Annotated in this window: 28 protein-coding genes and 1 riboswitch; of the genes, 23 read left to right on the top strand and 5 right to left on the bottom strand. The window is 41.7% G+C overall.

Annotated features, from left to right (window positions below; all coding sequences use genetic code 11):
- Nucleotides 1–123 precede the first annotated feature (123 nt).
- The 5 genes from ACXAEA_RS14715 to ACXAEA_RS14695 all read left to right on the top strand — a co-directional run bounded on the left by ACXAEA_RS14715 (nucleotide 124) and on the right by ACXAEA_RS14695 (nucleotide 3,773).
- A complete protein-coding gene (locus tag ACXAEA_RS14715) occupies nucleotides 124–549 on the top strand; it encodes a VOC family protein (RefSeq protein WP_475096634.1) in 426 nt (141 codons plus the stop codon).
- Between the two features lie 110 nt (nucleotides 550–659).
- Entirely contained in the window at nucleotides 660–1,406 is a 747-nt protein-coding gene (locus ACXAEA_RS14710) for an SDR family NAD(P)-dependent oxidoreductase (RefSeq protein ID WP_475096633.1), read from the top strand.
- 93 nt (nucleotides 1,407–1,499) lie between these two features.
- Nucleotides 1,500–2,195 carry a lysozyme family protein gene (locus ACXAEA_RS14705; RefSeq protein WP_475096632.1) on the top strand — a complete coding sequence of 232 codons (696 nt, stop codon included), beginning with the start codon at nucleotides 1,500–1,502 and terminating at the stop codon, nucleotides 2,193–2,195.
- Nucleotides 2,196–2,435: 240 nt separating this feature from the next.
- A complete protein-coding gene (locus ACXAEA_RS14700) occupies nucleotides 2,436–3,434 on the top strand; it encodes a phosphotransferase enzyme family protein (RefSeq protein ID WP_475096631.1) in 999 nt (332 codons plus the stop codon).
- 189 nt (nucleotides 3,435–3,623) lie between these two features.
- Entirely contained in the window at nucleotides 3,624–3,773 is a 150-nt protein-coding gene (locus ACXAEA_RS14695; RefSeq protein ID WP_475096630.1) for a hypothetical protein, read from the top strand.
- 39 nt (nucleotides 3,774–3,812) lie between these two features.
- Here ACXAEA_RS14695 and ACXAEA_RS14690 read toward each other — a convergent pair whose 3' ends face one another.
- The gene (locus tag ACXAEA_RS14690) at nucleotides 3,813–4,448 is read right to left on the bottom strand and encodes an FMN-dependent NADH-azoreductase (RefSeq protein WP_475096629.1); all 636 of its coding nucleotides are present in this window, start codon (nucleotides 4,446–4,448) and stop codon (nucleotides 3,813–3,815) included.
- A 251-nt stretch (nucleotides 4,449–4,699) separates the two neighbouring features.
- Between ACXAEA_RS14690 and sirA the strand changes: the two genes are divergently transcribed.
- The 7 genes from sirA to ACXAEA_RS14655 all read left to right on the top strand — a co-directional run bounded on the left by sirA (nucleotide 4,700) and on the right by ACXAEA_RS14655 (nucleotide 9,192).
- A complete protein-coding gene (sirA, locus tag ACXAEA_RS14685) occupies nucleotides 4,700–5,140 on the top strand; it encodes a sporulation inhibitor of replication protein SirA (protein WP_475096628.1) in 441 nt (146 codons plus the stop codon).
- A gap of 87 nt (nucleotides 5,141–5,227) precedes the next feature.
- On the top strand, nucleotides 5,228–5,443 hold the full coding sequence (locus tag ACXAEA_RS14680; RefSeq protein WP_475096627.1) for a YneF family protein: 216 nt from the start codon (nucleotides 5,228–5,230) through the stop codon (nucleotides 5,441–5,443).
- 133 nt (nucleotides 5,444–5,576) lie between these two features.
- Nucleotides 5,577–6,032, top strand: a complete 456-nt coding sequence (locus ACXAEA_RS14675) for a GNAT family N-acetyltransferase (protein ID WP_475096626.1) — start codon at nucleotides 5,577–5,579, stop codon at nucleotides 6,030–6,032.
- Nucleotides 6,033–6,060: 28 nt separating this feature from the next.
- Nucleotides 6,061–6,435 (top strand): DUF2750 domain-containing protein, encoded by a 375-nt coding sequence (locus tag ACXAEA_RS14670; protein ID WP_475096625.1) that lies wholly within the window; start codon nucleotides 6,061–6,063, stop codon nucleotides 6,433–6,435.
- An 87-nt stretch (nucleotides 6,436–6,522) separates the two neighbouring features.
- Nucleotides 6,523–7,821, top strand: coding sequence for an MFS transporter (locus tag ACXAEA_RS14665; RefSeq protein WP_475096624.1), 1,299 nt, complete (start codon nucleotides 6,523–6,525; stop codon nucleotides 7,819–7,821).
- A gap of 112 nt (nucleotides 7,822–7,933) precedes the next feature.
- Nucleotides 7,934–8,596 (top strand): Type 1 glutamine amidotransferase-like domain-containing protein, encoded by a 663-nt coding sequence (locus ACXAEA_RS14660; RefSeq protein ID WP_475096623.1) that lies wholly within the window; start codon nucleotides 7,934–7,936, stop codon nucleotides 8,594–8,596.
- The gene (locus tag ACXAEA_RS14655) at nucleotides 8,593–9,192 is read left to right on the top strand and encodes a nucleotidyltransferase family protein (protein ID WP_475096622.1); all 600 of its coding nucleotides are present in this window, start codon (nucleotides 8,593–8,595) and stop codon (nucleotides 9,190–9,192) included. Before ACXAEA_RS14660 ends, ACXAEA_RS14655 begins: the two co-directional genes overlap by 4 nt.
- Before the next feature lie 73 nt (nucleotides 9,193–9,265).
- Here ACXAEA_RS14655 and ACXAEA_RS14650 read toward each other — a convergent pair whose 3' ends face one another.
- Nucleotides 9,266–9,625 carry a response regulator transcription factor gene (locus tag ACXAEA_RS14650; protein WP_475096621.1) on the bottom strand — a complete coding sequence of 120 codons (360 nt, stop codon included), beginning with the start codon at nucleotides 9,623–9,625 and terminating at the stop codon, nucleotides 9,266–9,268.
- A 184-nt stretch (nucleotides 9,626–9,809) separates the two neighbouring features.
- Here ACXAEA_RS14650 and ACXAEA_RS14645 point away from each other — a divergent pair, with 184 nt between their 5' ends.
- The 5 genes from ACXAEA_RS14645 to ACXAEA_RS14625 are packed head-to-tail and all read left to right on the top strand — an operon-like array spanning nucleotide 9,810 to nucleotide 13,720.
- A complete protein-coding gene (locus ACXAEA_RS14645; RefSeq protein WP_475096620.1) occupies nucleotides 9,810–10,457 on the top strand; it encodes a class I SAM-dependent DNA methyltransferase in 648 nt (215 codons plus the stop codon).
- A gap of 24 nt (nucleotides 10,458–10,481) precedes the next feature.
- Nucleotides 10,482–11,180 (top strand): 5'-methylthioadenosine/S-adenosylhomocysteine nucleosidase, encoded by a 699-nt coding sequence (mtnN, locus tag ACXAEA_RS14640; protein WP_475096619.1) that lies wholly within the window; start codon nucleotides 10,482–10,484, stop codon nucleotides 11,178–11,180.
- Complete coding sequence (locus tag ACXAEA_RS14635; RefSeq protein WP_475096618.1) at nucleotides 11,180–11,647, top strand: S-ribosylhomocysteine lyase; 468 nt, start codon at nucleotides 11,180–11,182, stop codon at nucleotides 11,645–11,647. The genes mtnN and ACXAEA_RS14635 overlap by 1 nt, the downstream gene beginning before the upstream one ends.
- A gap of 15 nt (nucleotides 11,648–11,662) precedes the next feature.
- Nucleotides 11,663–12,586 carry a PLP-dependent cysteine synthase family protein gene (locus tag ACXAEA_RS14630; RefSeq protein WP_475096617.1) on the top strand — a complete coding sequence of 308 codons (924 nt, stop codon included), beginning with the start codon at nucleotides 11,663–11,665 and terminating at the stop codon, nucleotides 12,584–12,586.
- Entirely contained in the window at nucleotides 12,587–13,720 is a 1,134-nt protein-coding gene (locus ACXAEA_RS14625) for a bifunctional cystathionine gamma-lyase/homocysteine desulfhydrase (protein ID WP_475096616.1), read from the top strand. It begins immediately after the preceding gene.
- An 89-nt stretch (nucleotides 13,721–13,809) separates the two neighbouring features.
- On the opposite strand, the gene ACXAEA_RS14620 is transcribed toward ACXAEA_RS14625, so the two are convergent.
- Both ACXAEA_RS14620 and ACXAEA_RS14615 read right to left on the bottom strand, forming a co-directional pair.
- Nucleotides 13,810–15,120: a nucleobase:cation symporter-2 family protein gene (locus tag ACXAEA_RS14620; protein ID WP_475096615.1), complete on the bottom strand. Its 1,311-nt coding sequence runs from the start codon at nucleotides 15,118–15,120 to the stop codon at nucleotides 13,810–13,812.
- Complete coding sequence (locus tag ACXAEA_RS14615; protein ID WP_475096614.1) at nucleotides 15,117–15,719, bottom strand: xanthine phosphoribosyltransferase; 603 nt, start codon at nucleotides 15,717–15,719, stop codon at nucleotides 15,117–15,119. Before ACXAEA_RS14615 ends, ACXAEA_RS14620 begins: the two co-directional genes overlap by 4 nt.
- A 132-nt stretch (nucleotides 15,720–15,851) precedes the next feature.
- A riboswitch (purine riboswitch) is annotated at nucleotides 15,852–15,953 on the bottom strand.
- Between the two features lie 188 nt (nucleotides 15,954–16,141).
- Here ACXAEA_RS14615 and ACXAEA_RS14610 point away from each other — a divergent pair.
- Together ACXAEA_RS14610 and ACXAEA_RS14605 are read left to right on the top strand one after the other, a co-directional pair.
- Nucleotides 16,142–17,890: an ABC transporter transmembrane domain-containing protein gene (locus ACXAEA_RS14610; RefSeq protein WP_475096613.1), complete on the top strand. Its 1,749-nt coding sequence runs from the start codon at nucleotides 16,142–16,144 to the stop codon at nucleotides 17,888–17,890.
- A gap of 3 nt (nucleotides 17,891–17,893) precedes the next feature.
- Nucleotides 17,894–19,687 carry an ABC transporter ATP-binding protein gene (locus ACXAEA_RS14605; protein ID WP_475096612.1) on the top strand — a complete coding sequence of 598 codons (1,794 nt, stop codon included), beginning with the start codon at nucleotides 17,894–17,896 and terminating at the stop codon, nucleotides 19,685–19,687.
- Between the two features lie 55 nt (nucleotides 19,688–19,742).
- Here ACXAEA_RS14605 and ACXAEA_RS14600 read toward each other — a convergent pair whose 3' ends face one another.
- On the bottom strand, nucleotides 19,743–19,913 hold the full coding sequence (locus ACXAEA_RS14600) for a Spo0E family sporulation regulatory protein-aspartic acid phosphatase (RefSeq protein ID WP_475096611.1): 171 nt from the start codon (nucleotides 19,911–19,913) through the stop codon (nucleotides 19,743–19,745).
- A gap of 303 nt (nucleotides 19,914–20,216) precedes the next feature.
- On the opposite strand from ACXAEA_RS14600, the gene ACXAEA_RS14595 reads away from it, so the two are divergent.
- The 4 genes from ACXAEA_RS14595 to ACXAEA_RS14580 all read left to right on the top strand — a co-directional run bounded on the left by ACXAEA_RS14595 (nucleotide 20,217) and on the right by ACXAEA_RS14580 (nucleotide 22,944).
- On the top strand, nucleotides 20,217–20,924 hold the full coding sequence (locus ACXAEA_RS14595; protein ID WP_475096610.1) for a cytochrome c biogenesis CcdA family protein: 708 nt from the start codon (nucleotides 20,217–20,219) through the stop codon (nucleotides 20,922–20,924).
- A 195-nt stretch (nucleotides 20,925–21,119) separates the two neighbouring features.
- A complete protein-coding gene (locus tag ACXAEA_RS14590) occupies nucleotides 21,120–21,479 on the top strand; it encodes a response regulator (protein ID WP_475096609.1) in 360 nt (119 codons plus the stop codon).
- An 85-nt stretch (nucleotides 21,480–21,564) separates the two neighbouring features.
- The gene (locus tag ACXAEA_RS14585) at nucleotides 21,565–22,056 is read left to right on the top strand and encodes a CcdC family protein (protein ID WP_475096608.1); all 492 of its coding nucleotides are present in this window, start codon (nucleotides 21,565–21,567) and stop codon (nucleotides 22,054–22,056) included.
- A gap of 129 nt (nucleotides 22,057–22,185) precedes the next feature.
- Nucleotides 22,186–22,944 carry a reverse transcriptase-like protein gene (locus tag ACXAEA_RS14580; RefSeq protein WP_475096607.1) on the top strand — a complete coding sequence of 253 codons (759 nt, stop codon included), beginning with the start codon at nucleotides 22,186–22,188 and terminating at the stop codon, nucleotides 22,942–22,944.
- Nucleotides 22,945–23,047 lie beyond the last annotated feature (103 nt).

The following is a 23,047-nucleotide window of genomic DNA, read 5'->3' as shown; positions in this document are numbered from 1 at the left end:
GCTGTCCAATTTTCTAGTTTATTCTTACCTTTGTCTGGGAAAAATAGATAATTGTCAAGGAAAGAAAATTATGGTAAGATAAATATCGAACATTTGTTCTAAAAAAATAAAAGAGGTGCTGTAATGGTAACAGGAATTGTCCCTTATCTAGTAACAAACGGAAATGGCCAGGAAGCTGTGAAGTTTTATCAGCATGCATTAGGAGCAGAAGTAACAAGTCTCCAAACATTTGGTGATATGCCGGAAAACCCAGAATTTCCACTGCCTGAAGAAGCAAAAGACCGCGTTATGAATGCTCAGATGAAAATTGGCAATGGCAGCTTAATGTTGTCTGATACTTTTCCTGGACATCCATATCAGCTTGGATCTCAGGTAACGATTGCTATTTTGGTAAACGATGTGTCAGAAGCAAAAGAAATTTTTGAAAAACTTCAGGATGGCGGAAAAGTAACAATGCCAATGCAGGAAACATTCTGGAGCCCTGCATACGGACAAATAACCGACAAATTCGGAGTTGAATGGCAAGTATCAACTGAACTTGAAAAATAAACAGAAAGCCAGGCCTCAGTTGAGGTCTGGCTTATATATTGTTAAGCTTGAAATTTGCGAAAAAGGGTAAACGTTTTATTGTCAGCAATCATGAAAGGTATGAGTGAAGGATGGATAATAAATTTATTGGGAAAGTGGTCATCATCACTGGAGGATCCAATGGAATCGGCAAAGGGATTGCCAGGGCTTTTGCCAAAGAACAAGCAACTGTTTGTATTGCCGATATAGATGAACGGCAAGGGGCTGAAATGATTTCCTTGATTGAAGAGATGGGCAGTAAAGGTGCATATTATAAAACTGACGTAAGGAAAGAAGAAGATATTTTAAACCTGGTTAATCAGGTTATTGAAAATTTTGGCCGGATAGATATATTGATCAATAACGCAGGTGTCTCCCGGTTCAAACCATTATTCGAGCTCACAACTGAGGAGTGGGAGGATGTCATTTTTACCAACCTAAGGAGTGTGTTCATCGGATCACGTGAAGCTGCGAGAAGGATGCACAAGGGCGGCCGGATTATAAATATTCCTTCAACAAGAGCCACTATGTCTGAACCAAACTCTGAAGCCTATGCCTCTTCAAAGGGAGGGATTCTTGCATTGACACATGCGCTGGCAGCCTCCCTTCAGGAGAAAGGAATCACGGTTAATTCAATCAGCCCCGGGTGGATCCAAACAGAGGGGGATGATGAACTGAGAAAGAAGGATCACCTTCAGCACTGGTCCAATCGCGTTGGAAAACCAGAGGATATTGCAAAAGCATGTTTGTATCTGGCTGATCCGGAAAATGATTTTATAAATGGCCAGGATCTCGTCATCGACGGAGGAATGACAAGGAAAATGATTTACGAAGAATAGTGAGGGGGCTGCTAAAATGTTGCAGCTCCCTTTCAAATTTCACCGTTTTCCAATAAAATAGTATGCATGAGCCTATTAATTGGGAGAGAGATCATGAAATACAAGACAAAGAAACCCAAAAAGAAAAAACAAATTCAAAGAAACTTCAATCTGGCATTCTTGCTGTTTACTGCATTCATAGTGTTTTTTCTATTTGATAGATTCCTGGAGTTGTATAATGAGAGTTTTAAAAAAATAAATATTGGAGCGAACAGCTCAATTGGCGAAGTTGCCAAGTATACACCCATAATTCAGGAAGAGTTAAAACAAATCGGTCTTGAAGAACACACGGTCACAGTTGCGGCATTAATGATGCAGGAAAGCAGGGGGAAGGGCGGCGATCCGATGCAAGCCTCCGAGTCAGCAGGACTTGCACCGAATACAATCAATGACCCTAAAAAGAGTATCGAGCAAGGTGTCAAGTATTTCCATCGGGCAGTGAACTATGGCAATCAAAAACAAGTCGACTTTCCTGCCATCATTCAGGCATATAACATGGGAATAGGCTATATAGACTTTGTAGCTAAAAACGGAGGGCGACACAGCGAAGAGCTGGCGAAGAAATTTTCGATGCTACAAGTCGAAAAAAATCCGCAGACCTATAATTGCGGAGGTGACAAAAACAATTTCCGGTATCCCTATTGCTATGGGGATTTCACTTATAGCACAAAGGTAGCGAGGCATATGGAATCAATCTCAGTCAGTGATCAGCCAAACATACGTGAATCTTCAGCCAAACGTTCTTTTTGATAAAATGGTTGACTTTTCCAATTGATATTAATATAATAACCATACGAATGTAGAAGGGAGTGAGAGGATAAAATGCTTAAATTTATAAGAATAACCTTGGAATTTAATTATTTGCCACTCACTCATACGGAAGATTTAAAGTAGGGGAATGGAGCCACGAGGTTAAGAAAAAATCTCGTGGCTTTTTTGTTGGCTATATCGATTCCAGTTGTTATTTTTATCAAACTGGAGGAAAAGTTAATGATGAAACTTAGTATTATGTACAACGTGGTTCAAACTGTTGACCATGAATGGAGGAGCCCTCTTGCAGAAAAAATTTTAGATAGATGGGGCTATGATCCTGGAACAGTCTATTATTATCGGGCAAGCGCAAATTTTCTATTTGTTTTCAAAAGAGCAGGGAAAAATTACTTTCTGAGATTCAGTGATTCTGATGAAAGAGAATTATCACAAATAGAAAGTGAAATGAACATTCTTTTATTTCTTCACAAACAGGACATAGAGGTAGCCCTTCCGGTAAGATCACTTGAAGGCAATTACATTGAGGTTGTCAGTGATGAGTCAGGCACATTTTATGCTGTGGTTTTTGAAGCACTCTCTGGAAAGCAGTTAGAAGTTGATGAATTAGAAGCAGACGATTTTCGTGTTTGGGGAAGGCATCTAGCAAAGATGCATAAAGTATTTAAAAACATGCCAATGGAATATCGGAATGCAAGGAAAGACTGGCGGGATCAGTTGGATTGGGCCTATGAAAAGTTACCAGCTCATGAAACTTCAGCACTGAGAGAGTTCGATTCAATTAAGAATTGGGCAAAAGGTTTGCTTATTTCCGAGGATAACTTCGGAATGATTCATTATGATTTTGAATTAGATAATCTGTATTTCACAGATGACAAGATTGGGATTATAGATTTTGATGATTGTATGAATAACTGGTTTGCAGCAGATGTCGCATTTGCTTTGAGAGACATCCTCAGAACAGAGGAAGATATGGGAAATCCCATGATCAATGAGTTTATCCAAGGCTATCAGTCTGTAAATAACCTGGACGACAATATGATAAAAGAATTGCCAATGTTCATTCGTATGCATAATCTATTAACGTTTGTCAGGCTGCTGGAAGTAGTGGATCTTAAGACGGATGGCAACCAGATGGAGACGCTTGGGAACTTACAAAATAAATTAGTAAAATATATCGAGAACTACAGAAGCACTTTTTCACATTATAGCACCCGATGATTCGGGTGTTTTTTTTATACTGCGGAAAGCTTAGCGCTTGTTACGGAAATCAACAGCCTGATTTAACAAAGCAATAATAATAAAAAATCAGTACAAATAAATTTTTCCCAAGTCAGCAGGAAAAAAGACGATAAATGGTAAATATATTAGTAACAAATACCCATAATAATCAACAGGAGGTGTGTTTTAATGTTTGAATATGGTAAAGATATCCCGTTGGGGGGAGCGGTGAACGGCCAGGCTGCCGAGCAGGGGTCTGCTATGGAACAGGCAGTTTCTGATGGAACTGTTTTCAGCTTCGATCACCCTAAAGAAATCCCGTTGGACGGAGTAAAATAATACAGCAAAAAAGCCTGTAACCAGGCTTTTTTTAATGCATTAAAATTGTTTTGCAAGTTCGTTTGCACGCTGGATCGCTTGCTGTTTGATTTCCTGAGCTTTGTCAGGCATTGCTGCCATCCCTTCTATTGCCAGGGTTTCAACATCCGTAATTCCCATGAAGGCAAGAACAGTGCGCAGATAACGATCTCCAAATTCCATGTCTTTTGCCGGACCTTCTGAGTAGATTCCTCCGCGTGCCTGGATGTGAAGAGCTTTTTTTCCACCCAGTAAACCTACGGGACCTTCCGCAGTATATTTAAAAGTTTTCCCTGCAATCGCAATGTTATCAATATATGCTTTCATTTTGGGAGGGAAGCTGAAGTTCCAGAAAGGTGTGGCAAAAACATATTTATCTCCTGAGATAAATTGATCTGTAAGGGTATTGATTGAGCTGACTTTTTGCTTTTCGTCAGCACTTAACTGATCGAAAGCAGCCCCTTGCTGCAATTTGCCCCATCCGCTGAAAACATCGGTATCAATGAATGGTACATCCATTTTATAAAGGTCAAGACGGATTACTTCATCGTCAGGATTATTTTCGCGATAGGCTTTGATGAATTCCTCCCCAACTGATAAACTGAATGATTCCTCAACTGGTTTTGGATTTGCTGTAATGTAAAGAACTGTAGCCATGTATTGTCATCCTTTCTCTTTCTAAGTAACATTGATATATTCCCCTGATTGCAGGCAAGTATGCCCCTTTTGCAGAATAATTTGCCATTATCCTTTTTGAATGACAATCAATTCTGTGAGTTTTATAATAAAATGTAAGAAAGTTTTGAATTCGACATAATTAGTGGATTTTTTCGGCATCTTTAGACAAACGCAGACTGGACGTTTTCCTATAATAAAGACAAAAGCTTGTCTGCAGAGGAGGGGATCATATGAGATCCTACCAGCTATATTTAATTGAAGATGAATTTGCCTCTCATTATTTTGGAAGAGAACGGATGTTTTATCACTTGTTTTTGGAATATAGTCAAGCTAGCGGCGAGTTAAAAACAATCATCTCCAAACAGGTGGAATTTGTAACCAAGCCTATCCCTGTCTTAAGAATTCACCAGCTCCTTCATCAACAGCTTTCTAAAATGAAGGGCTTTAAGGCGGAAAATGGTGTTTATATTTATGAAAATAAAAATACATCAAGCTCAGCGACACTAAAAGTCCACGATCGATGGCTGGAGCTTGAGTCCCATGGTCACGTCGATGCTGAAACGGTCTTTTTTGAGATTTTACGTAAATGCGAGTCTTCATTCCTGGCGATTGATCTTGAATCTACCAAATACGGCTGGCTAAAGCCGATAAAAGAACGAAAATATATTTAATTATTAGAGAAAAAAATCAACAGATATTGTATAATAGCTGTTGGTTTAGTACACTGTATGTTAGACAACATGAAGGAGGAAGTTTTTATGTGGACGTATATTCTAGTTGGTATACTGGCACTAATTGCTGGTGTAGCGCTAGGATTTTTCATTGCTCGTAAATACATGGAGAGCTACCTGAAGAAAAATCCGCCAATTAATGAACAAATGCTTAAAATGATGATGATGCAAATGGGTATGAAACCATCCCAGAAGAAAATCAATCAAATGATGTCAGCAATGAACAAGCAGACAGGAAAATAATAGAGGACAAGCACTCATTCTATGGATGGGTGCTTTTCTTATTCTCCGGTAAAAGTATTTTGAAACCTTAGCAGGATAACACAACATGATTCAAGAAGTATTTCGGGAAATGATTTATCAAAGGGGACTCAATATGTATCAATATTATAACGGGTTTGTTATTAGAGAAGGCACAGAGGGAGTTCCGTCTGACCAGGTCGAAAAACTTTTTCAGGATGCTGGCTGGACAAGAAGTACACCGGATTGGCAAAAAGAGAAATTTACACTTATTTTTAGTAATTCTACATGGGCATTCACTGCCTGGAACCAAAATGAAATGGTCGGGATGGTCAGGGTCATTTCAGATCAGATCATGGCAGCGAATATTATGGATTTGGTCGTATTAACAGATTACAGGGGTAAAGGAATTGGCCAAAAGCTTATCGAACTCTGCGTGCAAAAACTCCCGCATGGCGATTGGTTTGCTCATACATCAGCAAATAATTTTAGTTTTTATGAAAAGTGCGGATTTGAGGTGAAAGATCTTTCTCGAAATGGAACCTGTGCTTATTATGGATATATCCAGGCACGAAAGGACGGGCATAGATAGATAACTACATATAAAGGACGGAACTGAAATGAATCAAAAAGAATTTGATGCAGTCATCAAACTGCCTGCGAATATAAGGTACGAATACTTCATTAAAAAGGTTGCAGATTATCAGGAAGTCTGGGGTTTGTATCATGAAGGGTGGGCTACTGCAGAGGATGATAATTCCTCCACACTAATCCCATTTTTTCCTCATAAAGAATTTGCGGAAAGCTCCGCTAAAAATGAATGGCGGGGATGTAAGCCGAAACATATTGATTTGGATGAATTTATCGAAAAGTGGATTCCTGGAATGAAAAAGGATGGCATCAAGGTGTCGATCTTTCCAACTGACAAGGATTCGGCCGTCGTGGACGTGCAAACAGTACTAAGGGACCTGGAGGAAGAACTTGAGGAATATTGAAGTAGCGCAACGCTTTCTTTTTATATTCAAAAAATACCTTGTGTAGTATAATTTAAGTAAAGAAACAAAGAAAGAGAGAACAGTGATATGTCACATCAATCTAAAGAATCAGCTGCTCTTGAAGCCCAGCCGGAATGGCTCCAGAGCTATATTGATTCTCCTGAAAAGCAAAAAGCGTTATACAAAAGGACTCTTTTCATTGTTGTCCTTTCACAGATTTTTGGCGGTGCGGGACTTGCTGCTGGAATCACAGTTGGGGCATTGCTGGCAAAAGAAATGCTTGGCACTGACAGTGTAGCCGGGCTGCCAACCGCGCTGTTCACTCTGGGATCAGCCGGGGCTGCGCTCATTGTTGGACGGCTTTCACAGCGGTATGGACGGCGTGCCGGGTTGGCTTCCGGTTTTTTAACAGGCGGAATTGGTGCAATTGGCGTAATTCTTGCAGCAGTAACTAATAATATTTACCTTTTGTTTGCCTCCTTGTTAATCTACGGGGCAGGAAGCGCAACTAACCTGCAGGCGCGCTATGCGGGTACAGATTTGGCAAGTTCAAAACAGCGGGCGACGGCCGTAAGTATTGCGATGGTATCAACAACATTTGGTGCAGTTGCGGGACCAAACCTTGTTGATACAATGGGCAAATTTGCCCTGTCAGTTGGAGTTCCGGCTTTAGCCGGGCCATTCATCCTTGCAGCGGCAGCCTATATCGTAGCCGGTTTAGTGCTGTTATTTTTCCTTCGTCCTGACCCGTTTGTCGTCGCAAGGGCGATTGTAATGGCCGAACGGAATGCCCAATCCAGCAACCCTGAATATGTTGAAGAAACCATCGAAGCGGATAAACGAGGAATCGGAGTTGCGGCACTGATCATGATCCTGACCCAAATGGTCATGGTAGCGATCATGACCATGACCCCGGTTCATATGGGGCATCATGGACATGGTTTGAGCGCAGTAGGCATGGTTATCGGGTTCCATATTGGCGCGATGTATCTGCCGTCATTATTGACAGGTGTACTTGTGGATAAGATCGGACGAGCGGCAATGGCAATTGCCTCTGGAGCGACGCTGCTGGCTTCAGGAGTATTGGCCGCTGTTGCTCCCGGAGAATCCATGCTGTGGATTACGATTGCCCTTATCCTTCTTGGGCTTGGCTGGAACTTTGGATTGATAAGTGGCACTGCTCTGCTAGTCGATGCAACCAACCCGACAAACCGTGCAAAGATGCAGGGGACGATCGACGTCATGGTGGCATTATCAGGAGCATCGGGCGGAATGCTGTCAGGAATGGTAGTGGCAAGTTCAAGCTATGCCTTCCTGTCATTAGCAGGGGGAGTACTGTCACTTGTGCTTATTCCATTCGTTATTTGGTCAAGTAAAAGTAAATAGCATTTTATGAGAGTTCGGGGCCGGCCCCGGGCTCTTTTGTTTTTTAAAAGGTTTTTACTATAACTTTATCGAATTATTACTTTGAAAATGACTAGGAAAGAGATGTATTGATATGACTAAGTTAGTTTTATTAAGTAATTTAAGAAATAATAACCCGATTTTGAAAGGGAAAATTAAAGAGTTCATAGGGGTAAAGCCATTTAAACTTGCCTATATCCCAGCGCAAACCGATCGTGATAGGAAGTATTTTGAAGCAGCTAAGCCGGAATTTTTAGAACTTGGTGTCACTGAATTTTTCTATTTTGATGTGGACCAGGAGTTTCAAGAACCCCTTCTAGATGAGTTTATGGACTGTGACGGCATATTTTTATCTGGAGGAAACACTTACACATTCCTGAAAAATCTGCAGGATCGAAATATTACTTCCTGTATTAAAGAGATGGTTCAGGACGGAAAGCTTTTGATAGGACAAAGTGCAGGGAGTATCATAATGTCCGAGTCAATCAGGGTAGCTGAGTTTTACGATGAAAATGAAGTCCGGTTGGATCGATTGGATGGATTGGGACTAGTTGATTTCGAGTTCATGCCACACTGGCAGTCATATGAAGATCGGATCGGCGAATTGTTGGTCTATTCCAAGAAACAGGAAACAAGCATCTTTGCTTGTAAAGATGGCGATGGAATCATCGTCCAGGATTCCGATATTGAATTATGTGGTGCAATCAGCGAGATCCGGGGTGGGGAAGTGGTCAGGCAGGAGGAGTGGAGTGTATGACAAGCTGGACAGGTGCTTTAAAGAAAATATGTGATGGTTATTCTGATTCTGGAATGCAGGTCGATTGGGTGATCGTCGGTTCGGTTGGATCTGTATTGCAGGGCTGCGACATGATTCCCGGTGATATCGATATATATGTTAGAAACAAGGAAGACGTAGAGGTTTTTGCGAATTTGTTAAAAGTAATTGCGCCACAAGGTATGAACGGAGAACTATTTTTTACGGAAACTTTTCCCTCGGGCTTCAGCTGGACTAAAAGCAGTTGGATGATTGAAGGGGCAGAAGTTGAAGTCGTCCATATATCAAACTCAGCTGGTATTCCTGACTCCATGGATGGAGAGGGTATATGGGAAGGCGGAAAATATATCTGGACCCTATTCAAAACGGTTGAATTTAAAAGTTATCGTATTCCTGTCATTCCACTTGAAATCCAATTAGAGTCAAATCTGAGAAGGGACCGGAAAGATCGAATTGAATCAATCATGGAAGCGATGAAGAAGAATGGATTTGATGAGGTGCTTATGCATAAAGCAGTCTCCAAAAAGCATTTAAAGGATGTTCTAATGAAGTTATCCAACGGAATAAAGTACGGGTAAAAAACGGCAATATTCTTATCGTTAAAAAGAGCCCTCTAGTAGCGAGAACGCCAGCGGGGGCTCTTTAACTCTTTTATGAGCCTAGTAGCACCTTAATTTTGGATACAACATCACGCGGGCTGAAAGGCTTTAATATGTATTCATTGGCTCCCAGTTCTTCGCCCCGCTTTAAGTCGTGATCTTCTCCTTTTGCAGAAAGCATGATAACGGGAGTGGTTTTTGTTTTCCTTACTTCCTCTAAAACGGAAAATCCATTTCTGCCTGGCATCAGAATGTCGAGAATGATTAAATCATAGGACTCTTCGATGGCTTTTACCAATGCTTCTTCTCCATTGTCGACGATGTCAACAACATAGGATTCTCTCTCTAGATACATTTTTAATAAATGGCTGATTCTTTGTTCATCCTCTGCAACAAGCACTCTTATTTCCATGTTTTCCCCCTTAGAAATCATCGACTATTTATAAGTATACACCATCACGGAATTGTTTTCTTGCCTGCTTTTTACCGAAGAAAAAAATTGATTTCAAAAACCTTCTATGCTAATATGTGACCTATAATATTTTAATTCATACTATACTTATAGGAATTATAAAATATAAAACGGAGTGAAGGAAATGGGCAGGGAATTTATCCCCTTATTTGATGATTGGGCTGAATTTTATGACGATACCGTTGCAGGTCATGATGCGGAATACAAAGAAGTTTTTGAAGATTATGATAAAATATTACAAACAGTGGCATCAAAGTCAATGGGGACAGTATTGGAGTTTGGGGTAGGGACAGGAAATCTTACTGAAAAGCTGATTGCACTTGGGAGATTGGTTTACGGTGTCGAGCCGTCAAGGGTCATGAGGGAGAAAACGAGAGCGAGGTTTTTGAATCTGCATTTATATGATGGAGATTTTATACATTTCCCTGAGTTGCCTGGCAAAGTAGATTCGATTGTCAGCACTTACGCTTTTCACCATCTTACTGATAAAGAAAAGGATACTGCCATCAAACTATACAGCGATTTATTGACGGATGGCGGCAAGATCGTGTTCGCTGACACAGCATTTCTAAATGAAAAAGATCGCCAGGATCGTCACAGTCTGGTTAAACAGCAGGGTTACGAAAATCTGCTGACTGACCTGCAAAGAGAATATTATACAACTCTTGAAGTGCTGGAGGATATTTTTCAGCAGAATGGTTTCAAGGTCACTTTTGAAAAAATGAATTTCTATGTTTGGCTGATGGAAGCTGTTAAGGTAAATCAAAAATAAAGATAGTATTGGAGAGTTGCAGCGATGAGAGTTGGAATAATCGGAGCAATGGATGAAGAAGTAGAATTACTGCGCAGCAAACTAGTAGACAGGGAAGATACGAATCTTGCAGGTAGTGAATTTTATGAAGGTAAGATGAATGGCCTGGATGTGGTACTGCTGAAGTCAGGTATTGGAAAAGTAAATGCCGCAATGGGTACAGCATTATTGATTGAAAAATTCCAGCCGGATGTCATCATCAACACAGGCTCTGCAGGTGGATTCCACAAGGAGCTTAATGTAGGTGATATCGTGATTTCAACAGAAGTAAGGCATCATGATGTGGATGTCACCGTTTTTGGCTACGAATATGGCCAGGTACCGAGAATGCCTGCCTTTTTTGCACCGGATGAGATGCTCGTCGAGGCTGCGGTCAAGAGCGCTGAAAAAATCAGTGGCAACCGTGTCGCAAAAGGCTTGATTGCTTCTGGGGATTCCTTTATGAGTGATCCCGAAAGAGTAGAATTCATCAGAACGAAGCTGCCTGATTTGTATGCTGCCGAAATGGAAGCAGCAGCGATTGCCCAGGTAGCACATCAATTTGAAGTGCCGTTTGTCGTCATCAGGTCGCTGTCAGATATAGCAGGAAAAGATTCAAATATTTCATTTGATCAATTCCTTGAAACGGCCGCTAAAAATTCCGCAGAACTGATTTTACTAATGGTAGAGGAGCTGAAGAAGTAATGGTAAAGAAAATGAATGTCGAAAGCTTTAATTTGGATCATACCAAGGTTGCCGCACCATATGTCCGCCTGGCCGGAACAACAAAAGGAGCGAATGGCGATGTCATTCATAAATACGATATCCGCTTCTGCCAGCCTAACAAGGAGCATATGGAAATGCCTGGCCTACATTCACTTGAGCATCTTATGGCAGAGAATATCCGCAATCATCATGATACTGTTGTGGACATCAGTCCAATGGGCTGCCAGACTGGATTTTATTTATCAGTAATCAACCATGATGACTATGACAATATTCTTGAAGTGCTGGAAAAAACATTGAATGATGTGCTGGAATCAGACGAAGTCCCTGCCTGCAATGAAATCCAGTGCGGCTGGGCAGCAAGCCACAGTCTTGAGGGAGCAAAAGAAATCGCAGCAAAAATGCTGGAAAAGAAAGATGAGTGGCGCCAGGTTTTTGCTGAATAAGGAGAGTTATTTGCAATGACGGTTTACCGCAGTATCCATGAAATCATTGGGCAAACACCGATGGTCGAACTTACTAAATTCCAGCTTCCAAATGAGGTGAAGATCTTTGCTAAATTGGAATACCTTAACCCTGGCGGAAGCATTAAGGATCGACTCGGTCTGGAGTTGATCGATGAGGCAATCCTTACAGGCAAATTGGCGGTAGGTAGTACAGTGATCGAGCCTACTGCCGGAAATACCGGAATTGGCCTGGCGCTGGCAGCAATCGGCAAAGGAATTAATGTAATCTTTGTAGTTCCGGAAAAATTCAGTGCTGAAAAACAGGCTGTCATGAAGGCGCTTGGTGCAACCATCATCCATACTCCAACTTCGGAGGGGATGGCTGGAGCAATCCGAAAGACGGAACAATTGCTCAAAGAAATACCTCATTCTTACTCGCCATCACAATTTTCCAATCCTTCGAATCCAGAAACCTATTATAAAACTCTGGGACCGGAGATTTGGCAAGATCTTGATGGAAAGATTGATATTTTCATTGCTGGTGCTGGTACAGGTGGAACATTCATGGGTACAGCAAGATTTTTAAAAGAAAAAAATCCAATGGTGAAGACCGTCATTGTTGAACCAGAGGGATCGATACTGAATGGGGGGCAGCCTGGTCCCCATAAAACGGAAGGAATCGGGATGGAATTTCTCCCGGATTATATGGACTCTTTCTATTTTGATGAGATTCATACGATTTCCGATCAGGATGCATTTGAACGCGTGAAAGAACTCGCGGCCAAAGAGGGAATACTTGCTGCAAGCTCTTCGGGCGCAGCTCTTCACGCAGCATTGATAGAAGCTCATAAAGCCCCTCCTGGTACAAACATCGTGACTGTGTTTCCAGATGGAAGCGAGCGTTACTTAAGCAAAAAAATCTACGAGGGGGGAATTTAAGTGAAACGGAAGACTAAATTGATTCATGGCGGCATACCTGGAGATCAGGCGACCGGCGCCGTATCGTTTCCTATTTATCAAGTAAGTACTTACAAACAAGAGGATGTCGGTGTCCATAAGGGATATGAATATTCCCGCACAGGGAATCCGACCCGGTTTGCATTGGAAGAATTGATCAAAGATTTGGAAGAGGGAAAAAGAGGGTTTGCATTCGGTTCCGGAATGGCTGCAATCACTGCGGTCATGATGCTTTTCAGCTCTGGTGACCATATCATTCTTACCGATGATGTATATGGCGGGACGTATCGGGTGATGAACAAGGTATTGAACCGAATCGGCATCGAGTCCACTTTTGTCGACACAACCGACCTTGAAGCAGTCAAAGCGGCGATTCAGCCAAATACAAAAGCCTTATATATCGAAACACCAACAAATCCACTTTTGAAGGTGACCGACATACATGCCTGCTCACTACTGGCAAAAGAAAAAGGCTTGCTGACGATCGTTGACAATACATTCAGCACACCTTACTGGCAGACGCCACTTACATTAGGGGCTGATATCGTCCTTCATTCTGCAACTAAATATCTTGGAGGCCATAGCGATGTTGTCGCTGGATTGGTTGTTGTGAATGATGATCAGCTTGCTGATGAGCTTCACTTTGTCCAGAACTCAACAGGGGGCATTTTGGGACCGCAGGATTCATGGTTGCTGATCAGAGGCATCAAAACACTTGGACTCCGAATGGAAGCCCACGAGGCAAATACAAAGAGAATCGTTGAGTTTCTTTCGGAAAACAAGAGCGTGGAGAAAATTTATTATCCAGGCCTCGAAACGCATCCGCAGCATGCTATTGCGAAGAAGCAGGCAGAAGGTTTTGGAGGTATGGTCAGCTTTGATGTCGGAAGCGCGGAAAAAGCAGCTGAGGTTCTCGGAAGAGTGAAGTATTTTACACTTGCTGAAAGTCTAGGTGCAGTCGAGAGCCTAATCTCCGTTCCAGCAAAAATGACACATGCCTCAATTCCCGCAGAAAGAAGGGCAGAATTGGGTATTACGGATGGATTGGTCCGAATTTCTGTCGGGATTGAAGATGTGGAGGATCTGATTGAGGATCTGAAGCAGGCATTGGAATAGAAGAAAAAAATGCCGATTTGGCAGTAAAAAAAATGACGTGGGCACGGGCTCACGTCATTTTTTGTATGTTTTCAATTCGAGTAGGATATTTAAGAAGCCTTCTGTTCAGAAAAGGAAGCTTTCTGGACTACTTTACTGTCCTTGAAGACATTGAATACCAGGTTTAATGCAATTGCAGTTAAGCTCCCTGCCACAATTCCGTTATCTGTCAGGATTCGGATGCCAGAGGGCATTTGGGCAAATAATTCCGGTACGGCTGTTACGCCTAATCCCATACCGACGGAGCATGCAATGATCAATAGATTTTCCTGAGAAGCGAAATTAACTTTGCTTAGCATTTTTATTCCATAGGCAACGACCATACCAAACATTGCCACCATTGCTCCTCCAAGAACCGGGGTAGGGATGATGGTTGTCAATGCGCCAATTTTAGGTACCAGTCCAAGCAATACGAGGAAAGCTCCTGCTGTATAAATTACATTCTTTGTTTTTACCCCTGATAGCTGAAGAAGTCCTACATTTTGTGAATAAGTTGTATATGGGAAAGCATTAAAAATTGCTCCAAGGATAATTGCAAGCCCTTCAGCCCGGTAACCATTCGCCAGATCTTTTTCTTCAAGCTTTTCTTCACAAATATCACCCAGCGCAAAGTAAACTCCTGTCGATTCAACCAGACTAACCATCGCAACCAAAATCATCGTTAAAATCGCTGTCAGCTCAAAAGTAGGGAGGCCGAAATAAAAGGGAGCAGGCATATGAAACCAGGAAGCCTCCGCTACAGCTGTAAAGTTCACCTTACCCATAAAATAAGAAGCAATTGTTCCTGCAGCCAATCCAAGCAGAATGGCAATGGCACGAATAAAGCCTTTAAAGAAACGGAACAAGACAATGATGAACAGCAATGTTCCAAATGCGAGTCCAATGTTTGTAAGGGAACCAAAGTCCGGGCTTCCCTGTCCGCCGGCCATATTATTCATTGCAACGGGGATTAAAGTGATTCCGATAATCGTAACGACAGAACCGGTTACAACAGGTGGAAAGAATTTAACCAGTTTTCCAAAAAACTTTGAAATTGCTACAACAAAAATTCCAGAAACAAGGATTGAGCCATAGATGGCTGAAATACCGTATTGTCCGCCAATTGCGATCATTGGTCCTACAGCCGTGAATGTACAGCCCAGCACTACAGGAAGGCCGATTCCAAAGAATTTATTGCGCCATACCTGTAAAAGGGTAGCGATACCGCACATTAGAATATCAATGGAAACCAAATAGGTTAACTGCACTGCGGTCAATCCAAGAGCTCCTCCCACAATCAGCGGTACAATTACTGCTCCAGCGTACATTGCAAGAACATGCTGAATTCCTAGTGAAGCGATTTTTAATGGATTCTTTTTCATTGTGTCATTTCCGCCTTTCCGACTGGTGATTGCTCAAAGCTGATGATTCCATTTTCCAGGGAATTTATGATTGCCAATGACTCTATTCGGTATCCACGATCTCTAAGGAGGCGTCCGCCATCCTGAAATCCCTTTTCTATTACAATACCAATCCCTGAAACTGATGCATTCGCCTGCAAGACTATATCTGCAAGGCCAATTGCAGCTTGTCCGTTTGCGAGAAAATCATCAATAATGAGCACCTTATCATTATCTGATAGATATTTTTTTGAAACGGAAATTTCACTGGTTTCTTGCTTGGTAAAAGAGTAAACAGATGCTGTAAGCAAATCATTTACTAGAGTCAGAGATTTTCTTTTTCTTGCAAATACGACTGGCACGTTGAGTTCAAGACCTGCCATCACTGCTGGAGCAATACCGGATGATTCGATTGTTAAGATTTTTGTAATCCCGCATCCGTCAAATCTTTTGGCAAATTCCTTGCCAATGCCGAGCATCAGCTGGGGATCTATCTGGTGATTTAGGAAGGTGTCTACCTTTAGCACGGAAGATGAGAGGACGCTCCCTTCACTTTTAATTTTTTCAATTAGCTGTTCCATTTCGTATTCCTCCTCTGAAAATTAGAGCAATAAAAAAGCCCAAATGTCATGCATTCACATCATAATTTGAGTGAAGCAATGACCTTTGGGCTGTTAAACAGCAGCAATAGGCAATTAGAGGGTAGAGCTCTGCCCCCTGCATTGCTCACTCATAGTCAGATCATTTACGGTAATCCGGTAGAAACTTGCAGGCCATATTCCTGCGATTATATGAGCGAATGTATTTAATTTATAGCCATTATAACATCCTACTAAATTTATTCAACAAAAAACACCAAAAAACCGAACGTAAATTTATTAAATGGATTTTAATATTCGTAAATAAACTTTTTAGCTTTTTATTCATAAAAGAAAAAATCTTCCCCATTTTGCAAATATTTGTTAAACTATTTAAGCATTTGACGGGTTTGGGGGATATACATATGAGCGTATTTAAAGATTTGATGTGGTATTTCAAAGCGGAGAAAAAGGCTTATTTGACAGGTATAAGCTTATTGTTGTTCGTTGCCTTGCTGCAACTGGTTCCGCCAAGGATCATCGGCATCGTCGTCGATGAAATTACAAACGGTACCCTGACGGCGGGGAAACTCGGGAAATGGATTTTCATCCTTGCGGCTTCGGGACTGGCGATGTATTTGCTTCGCTACTACTGGAGAATCATGATTTTTGGTTCTGCGGTAAAGCTGGCGCGATTGTTAAGAAACCGTCTGTATGCCCACTTCACGAGCATGTCGCAGTCTTTTTACCAGAAAAGAAGGACCGGGGATTTGATGGCGCATGCGACTAATGATCTTTCAGCGATTCAGCAAACAGCCGGGGTAGGGGTCCTAACGTTTGTAGACTCATTATCAACAGGTGGATTCGTCATCATAGCAATGGCAGCAACGATCAGCTGGAAACTGACGCTAATCGCACTGATTCCAATGCCATTGATGGCTGCTTTGACAAGCTGGTATGGAACGATGCTTCATAAAAGATTCCATAAGGCGCAGGAGGCTTTTTCTGACTTAAATGACAAGACACAGGAAAGCATTACTGGAATCAAAGTCATTAAGACCTTTGGTCAGGAAAAAGAAGACATTGAAGATTTTCGCAGACAATCCGAAGATGTTGTAAACAAAAACATCGCAGTAGCAAGAGTGGATGCGCTGTTTGATCCGACGATTTCCATTATCGTAGGGATATCATTCTTCTTATCGATTGCCTTTGGGTCAAGATATGTTTTGAATGGAGAATTGACGATAGGTCAGCTTGTTTCATTTACTGCGTATTTAGGGCTATTGATTTGGCCAATGCTTGCTTTTGGCTGGTTTTTCAATATCGTTGAACGAGGCAGGGCGTCCTACGATCGGGTAGCAGCCTTACTCGGGGAGAAAATTGATATTCAGGATCATCCAGATGCCCTCGATATCGTTCCAATTGGAAATATTGATTACAACATCGAATCGTTTACCTACCCGAACGATCAGGAACCAATCTTGAAAAATATCAATTTCGAACTTGGAAAAGGAAAGACACTGGGGATTGTCGGAAAAACAGGTGCCGGAAAAACGACCCTGCTTAAACTGTTGATACGGGAATTCGATGTAAATGATGGTCATATCGACATTGGCGGCAGAAACATCCAGGAATTCAGGATGGAAAGATTAAGAGAGGCAATCGGCTATGTGCCTCAGGATCATTTTCTTTTTTCAGCCACCGTTCATGATAACATCGCTTTCGCAAACCCGTCTGTTGAAAAGGAAATTGTCCATACTGCTGCGAAAGTGGCGAATATCCATAACGACATCCTTGATTTCACTGATGGCTATGAAACAGTTGTTGGGGAGCGGGGAGTTTCTCTTTCAGGGGGACAGAAACAGCGGATCTCGATTGCCCGAGCATTGGTGATGAATCCAGAGATTTTGATTCTGGATGATTCATTGTCAGCGGTCGACGCGAAGACAGAGGAACAAATTTTATCAGCATTAAAGGAAAATAGAAAAGATAAGACAACGATCATCACAGCCCACCGCTTAAGTGCGATCCACCACGCTGACCTGATCATCGTTCTTGAAGACGGACGCATTTCTGAACGTGGCAACCACGGTCAGCTGATGGAACAGGATGGCTGGTACAAGGATATGTATTTAAGGCAGCAGCTTGAAGAGCTTGTCGAGCAGGGAGGGTGACCTATGGAAAAAACGCCTGTATTAAATGCAAAAGAGCAGCGTTCTGTGCTGTTCCGTTTACTTGCCTATGCAAATCCACATATGAGCAAGATCATTGCCGCGTTCGGATTCCTTCTGATTGCGACAGTTGGTGACGTGCTGGGTCCGATTTTGGTGAAGATTTTCATTGATGATTATTTGAGAGAAGGCTATCTGCCTTTCAAGCCGTTGCTGCTCCTGGGTGCTGCCTATATGGGTATCCAGATTCTCAATGTCGTTGTTTCCTACTTGCAATTATTGAAGTTCCAGGAGATCGCTCTCAAGATCATTCAGCAAATGCGTATCGATGTGTTCACAAAGGTACAACAGCTGGGTCTGAAATTCTTTGATAAAACCCCGGCAGGTTCACTTGTTTCAAGGGTGACAAATGATACGGAAGCGATCAAGGACATGTTCGTGACCGTGATTGCAACCTTTATCCAGAGCGGCTTCCTGCTGTTCGGAATCTTTGTGGCCATGTTCTTCCTGAATGTGAAATTAGCCTTGTTTACTATGTTGATTTTACCTTTGATCGTGTTCATTATGAGCATGTACCGAAAGCTCAGCTCTAAGTTCTATCAGGATATGCGCGAACGATTAAGCCAATTGAACGCCAAACTGAGTGAATCATTACAGGGGATGGCCATCATCCAGATGTTCCGCCAGGAGGAAAGGCTGAAGAAAGAGTTTGGGGAAATCAACGACAGGCACTTTGATGCAGGCATGAAAAACATCAAGGCAGACGGATTGCTGCTGCGTCCGGCAGTTGATCTTGTCTATGTATTCGCGCTCATTATCGTGCTTAGTTTTTTCGGGATCACATCCTTTAACAGCCCGATTGAAATTGGGGTACTATACGCATTCATTAACTACCTTGACCGATTCTTTGAACCAGTCAACAATATGATGATGCGTCTCTCCATGTACCAGCAGGCGATTGTCGCAGCATCCCGCGTATTCAATCTTTTGGATGAAAAAGAACTTGCACCTGCTCAGGCAGATTCGGAAGCTGCTGAAATAAATGATGGGAAAATTGAATTCAAGAATGTCAGTTTTTCATACGACGGAAAACGCGATGTATTAAAGAATATCAGTTTTTCAGTAAATCCTGGGGAAACTCTGGCTTTTGTAGGCCATACCGGCAGCGGCAAAAGCTCAATCATCAACTTGCTGATGCGCTTCTACGAGTTTGAGCGAGGCGACATTTTGATTGATGATCATTCAATCAAGAATTTTCCGGTGAAAGAGCTTCGTGATAAAATGGGGCTTGTGCTGCAGGATCCATTCTTGTTCTATGGCACAGTTGGCGATAACATTAGGCTGCATAACAGCGAGTTATCTGAAGAGGATATTAAGAAAGCCGCTGAGTTTGTCCAGGCAAATTCTTTCATTGAAAAACTCGAAGATGGATATGCTCAGAAGGTGACGGAGCGGGGCTCTACTTTTTCCAGCGGCCAAAGGCAATTGGTTGCTTTTGCCCGCACAATTGCCGCGAATCCAAAGGTTCTTGTACTGGACGAAGCGACGGCGAATATTGACACCGAAACCGAAGAAGCAATCCAGACAGCGCTAGCCAAAATGCGCAAAGGGCGGACAACGATTGCGATCGCCCACCGATTGTCAACAATCCAGGATGCGGATCAGATCATCGTCCTTCATCATGGTGAGATTGTTGAACGGGGAACGCATCAGGAGCTGCTGGCACAGCAGGGGCTATACCACAAAATGTATTTGCTGCAGAATGGGACAGTGGAACGCCTGGAAGATGTAGTGGGATAATTATATTAGAAAAAATAAAAAACAGCTACAACGCCCTGATGCGTTTAGCTGTTTTTTAATGTGCCGCGACTTTTTTTATGTATACTCGATTATATTCGTTTAGCAGTTCATCAAGCTCCTGGCTGTAGTGGATCGCGATTGTCGAGCTAAGTCCGTTCTTCGAAGCGATTTGAATCAATTCTTCACGTTTCTTCTCAATCAGGGTGATCAGTTGCTCTTTAGACAATTTGAAAATCCTTTCCTATTTTATCTCATGGCAGTCTATTAACCTAATTTATATGTAAAATGGTTATAAATATAGAAATAATTTCAAGTGCTATATTAGTATATAGCATTTGCTGCCAAATTTCAAAAGAAAGATTTGTAAAAAATTTTCCTGCTAAAATAATCACCATACTTATTTACCCGGTTTTTTTTATGTTAAACATCTTTTTTATAGAATTTAATAAATTGTTCACAGCTTATATATTATAATATGGATGGGTTTTGTTAGAATGGGAACAAATGAATACGAACTGGAGTTGGAATCATGACAGATATTAATATTTTCATTGCCCTGGGAGCGGGGTTCCTCAGTTTCATTTCTCCCTGCTGCCTGCCGCTCTATCCAGCTTTTCTTTCATATATAACAGGAATGTCAGTCGGGGAACTAAAAAGTGAAAATGCGATGCTTCAAAAAAGGAGCCTGCTTCATACACTATTCTTTCTGCTCGGATTTTCGGTAATTTTCATTGCGATTGGCTTTGGAACATCATTCGTCGGCCAATTCTTTATTCAATACCAGGAACTCATCCGCCAGCTTGGAGCCATTTTCATTGTTGCATTCGGTTTAATGGTCATTGGGTTTTTTAAACCAGAATTCCTTATGAAGGACAGGAAGATTGAATTCAAAAACCGTCCAACTGGTTATTTCGGTTCGTCTTTGATAGGAATGGCGTTTGCGGCAGGCTGGACTCCTTGCACAGGGCCAATTCTCGCCTCTGTCATCTTACTTGCAGGTTCGAACCCTGGCTCAGGTATGCTGTACATGATTGCCTATACACTGGGCTTTGCCATTCCGTTTTTTATTCTTTCATTCTTTATCGGGAAAATGCAGTGGATTCGAAAGCATAATGCCAAAATCGTGAAAATCGGCGGCTATATCATGATTCTTGTCGGAGTCATGCTGTTCTTTGACTGGATGACGAAATTGATTTCACTCCTGTCGTTGCTGTTTGGTGATTTTACAGGATTTTAATAGGAATAGTAAACTTCGAACATCTTCGGGAATATATGACGATATTTAATGTTTTGTAATTGGGGTTTTTAAAAATAAGAATTTTGTCGGTGTCTTTACATTGAAAATAAGCTTCAAATATAGTTATATAGTATGTGAAGGGTAATTTTAACAGATTTATATAATTGTTGTGATTGTCGGGGAGGATATACAGCGATGGCCAGAATTTTGATAGTTGACGACGCAAAATTTATGAGAATCACCTTAACCAATATTCTGAAGAAGGCGGACCACGAAATCGTAGGGGAAGCAGAAAACGGACGTGAAGCTGTCAGGCTGTATCGTGAGTTGAAACCCGATTTAGTGACAATGGATATTACGATGCCAGAAATGAGCGGGCTGGATGCTGTAAAAGAAATCAAAAAGGATTTCAAGGATGCAAAAATCATCATGTGCTCGGCAATGGGCCAGCAGAAGATGGTAGTAGATGCAATCGAAGCAGGTGCAAAGGATTTCATCGTCAAGCCATTCGATTCTTCACAGGTAGTTGATTCGGTATCAAGAGTACTAAGATAAAAAATGGCCATTTAAGAGCTATCTTAAATGGCTTTTTTTCTTTATAATGATAGTGGAAATCTAATAATAAGGGATGAAATATAGAATGAATTATGTTCTGGCATCAACTGTTGGAGCAGTCGGAATGGCGATCTTCGTAACGTTCATGAGGATGAAAGCTGCCAAAAAACCGGCATCAGCCAAGAAAATCATTTTGCCGCCCATCTTTATGAGCACAGGCGCGCTTATGTTCATTTTCCCTATGTTCAGGGTGCATTATCTTCAAATTATTGAGGCGTTGACAGTAGGAATCCTTTTCTCCATCCTGCTGATTAAAACGTCGAAATTCGAAATTCGCAATCAGGATATTTACCTTAAGAGGTCAAAGGCATTTGTTTTTATCTTGATTGGTCTATTGATTGTCCGGGTCATTGCGAAGCTCGTGCTGAGCAGTACCATCGATGTCGGTGAGCTGAGCGGCATGTTCTGGATCCTGGCTTTTGGAATGATTGTTCCTTGGCGCATTGCGATGTATGTGCAGTTCAAGAAGCTGCATAACGAACTGCATAGCGGTCCAGCTAATACGAATATGGTTTAATGGAATCTCCTTGCCTTTTGGCGAGGAGATTTTTTTTGGATATAAGGACCTATTTTCGATTTTGTATGAAGGAAATGGATATTATTACATTTTGTGGAATGGTATGATTGTAATGAAGGATTTAATAGAATGCAGGTGCAAAATGACAACGAAAACTTTGAAGATTGCCCCGGACCTTTACTGCTCAGGGGCGAGTTGATAGGCAAAACGAAAATGTCAAAATCCCAGCTGAATGCCTGCCTAAAAGATGGCATGCCTCATTATTTGATTGGAAACGAATACAGATTCCTGGAAACCGAGGTAATAGAATGGCTCAAGACATACATCCCGACACAGGAGAGATTAGAGAAGGAGTTTCGCGACAAGAAAGGCAGGGGTCTTGATGAGTATGTTACTCAAGAAATCATACTTTCTACGCTAAGAATTCCAAAAGAACGATTAGTCAACCTGAAGAAGAATGGTCTTCCTTTTCAGCTGGTAGGTGAAAGGGACTTTTACCATGTCCAGGACATCCTTGATTTTTATCGTAAAGGGGTAAACGCTGCGGCCACGCCGACGGTGAAAAATATGCTGATGCCGCTTTGTGATCATATCCCGGCTGAAGTACCGTTCATTGTAGTTGATGGGTCTTACATTTTTAAAAATGGGACTGCTGGTACTGGGATGGTAGTAGTCAAAAATAGAAAAACTGCAACAGGTTATTCATCGGTAAGAAATATTGAAACCACCCAGCCGATTGTAAGTGAACTGCTGGCAATCCTCGATGCTTTAAAGCTAGTTAAAAAGAAAAAATATAAAAAAGCCATCATTCTAACCGACCAAAAAGCATGGACAACCGGATTTTCCATCGATGTGAAATCCTTTCAAGGTCCTGTTAAACACTGTTAAACAATACATAAACGAATTGAATCAGTTATGGAACCAGTTAAAAGGAAAAGTTGTCATTAAATTTGTTGGTGAACTGAACAAGGGCAAAGAGAATCCGCTTTAT

Source organism: Mesobacillus sp. ABV4_180, from assembly GCF_056158485.1.
This window is presented reverse-complemented; position numbering and strand designations above follow the sequence as displayed.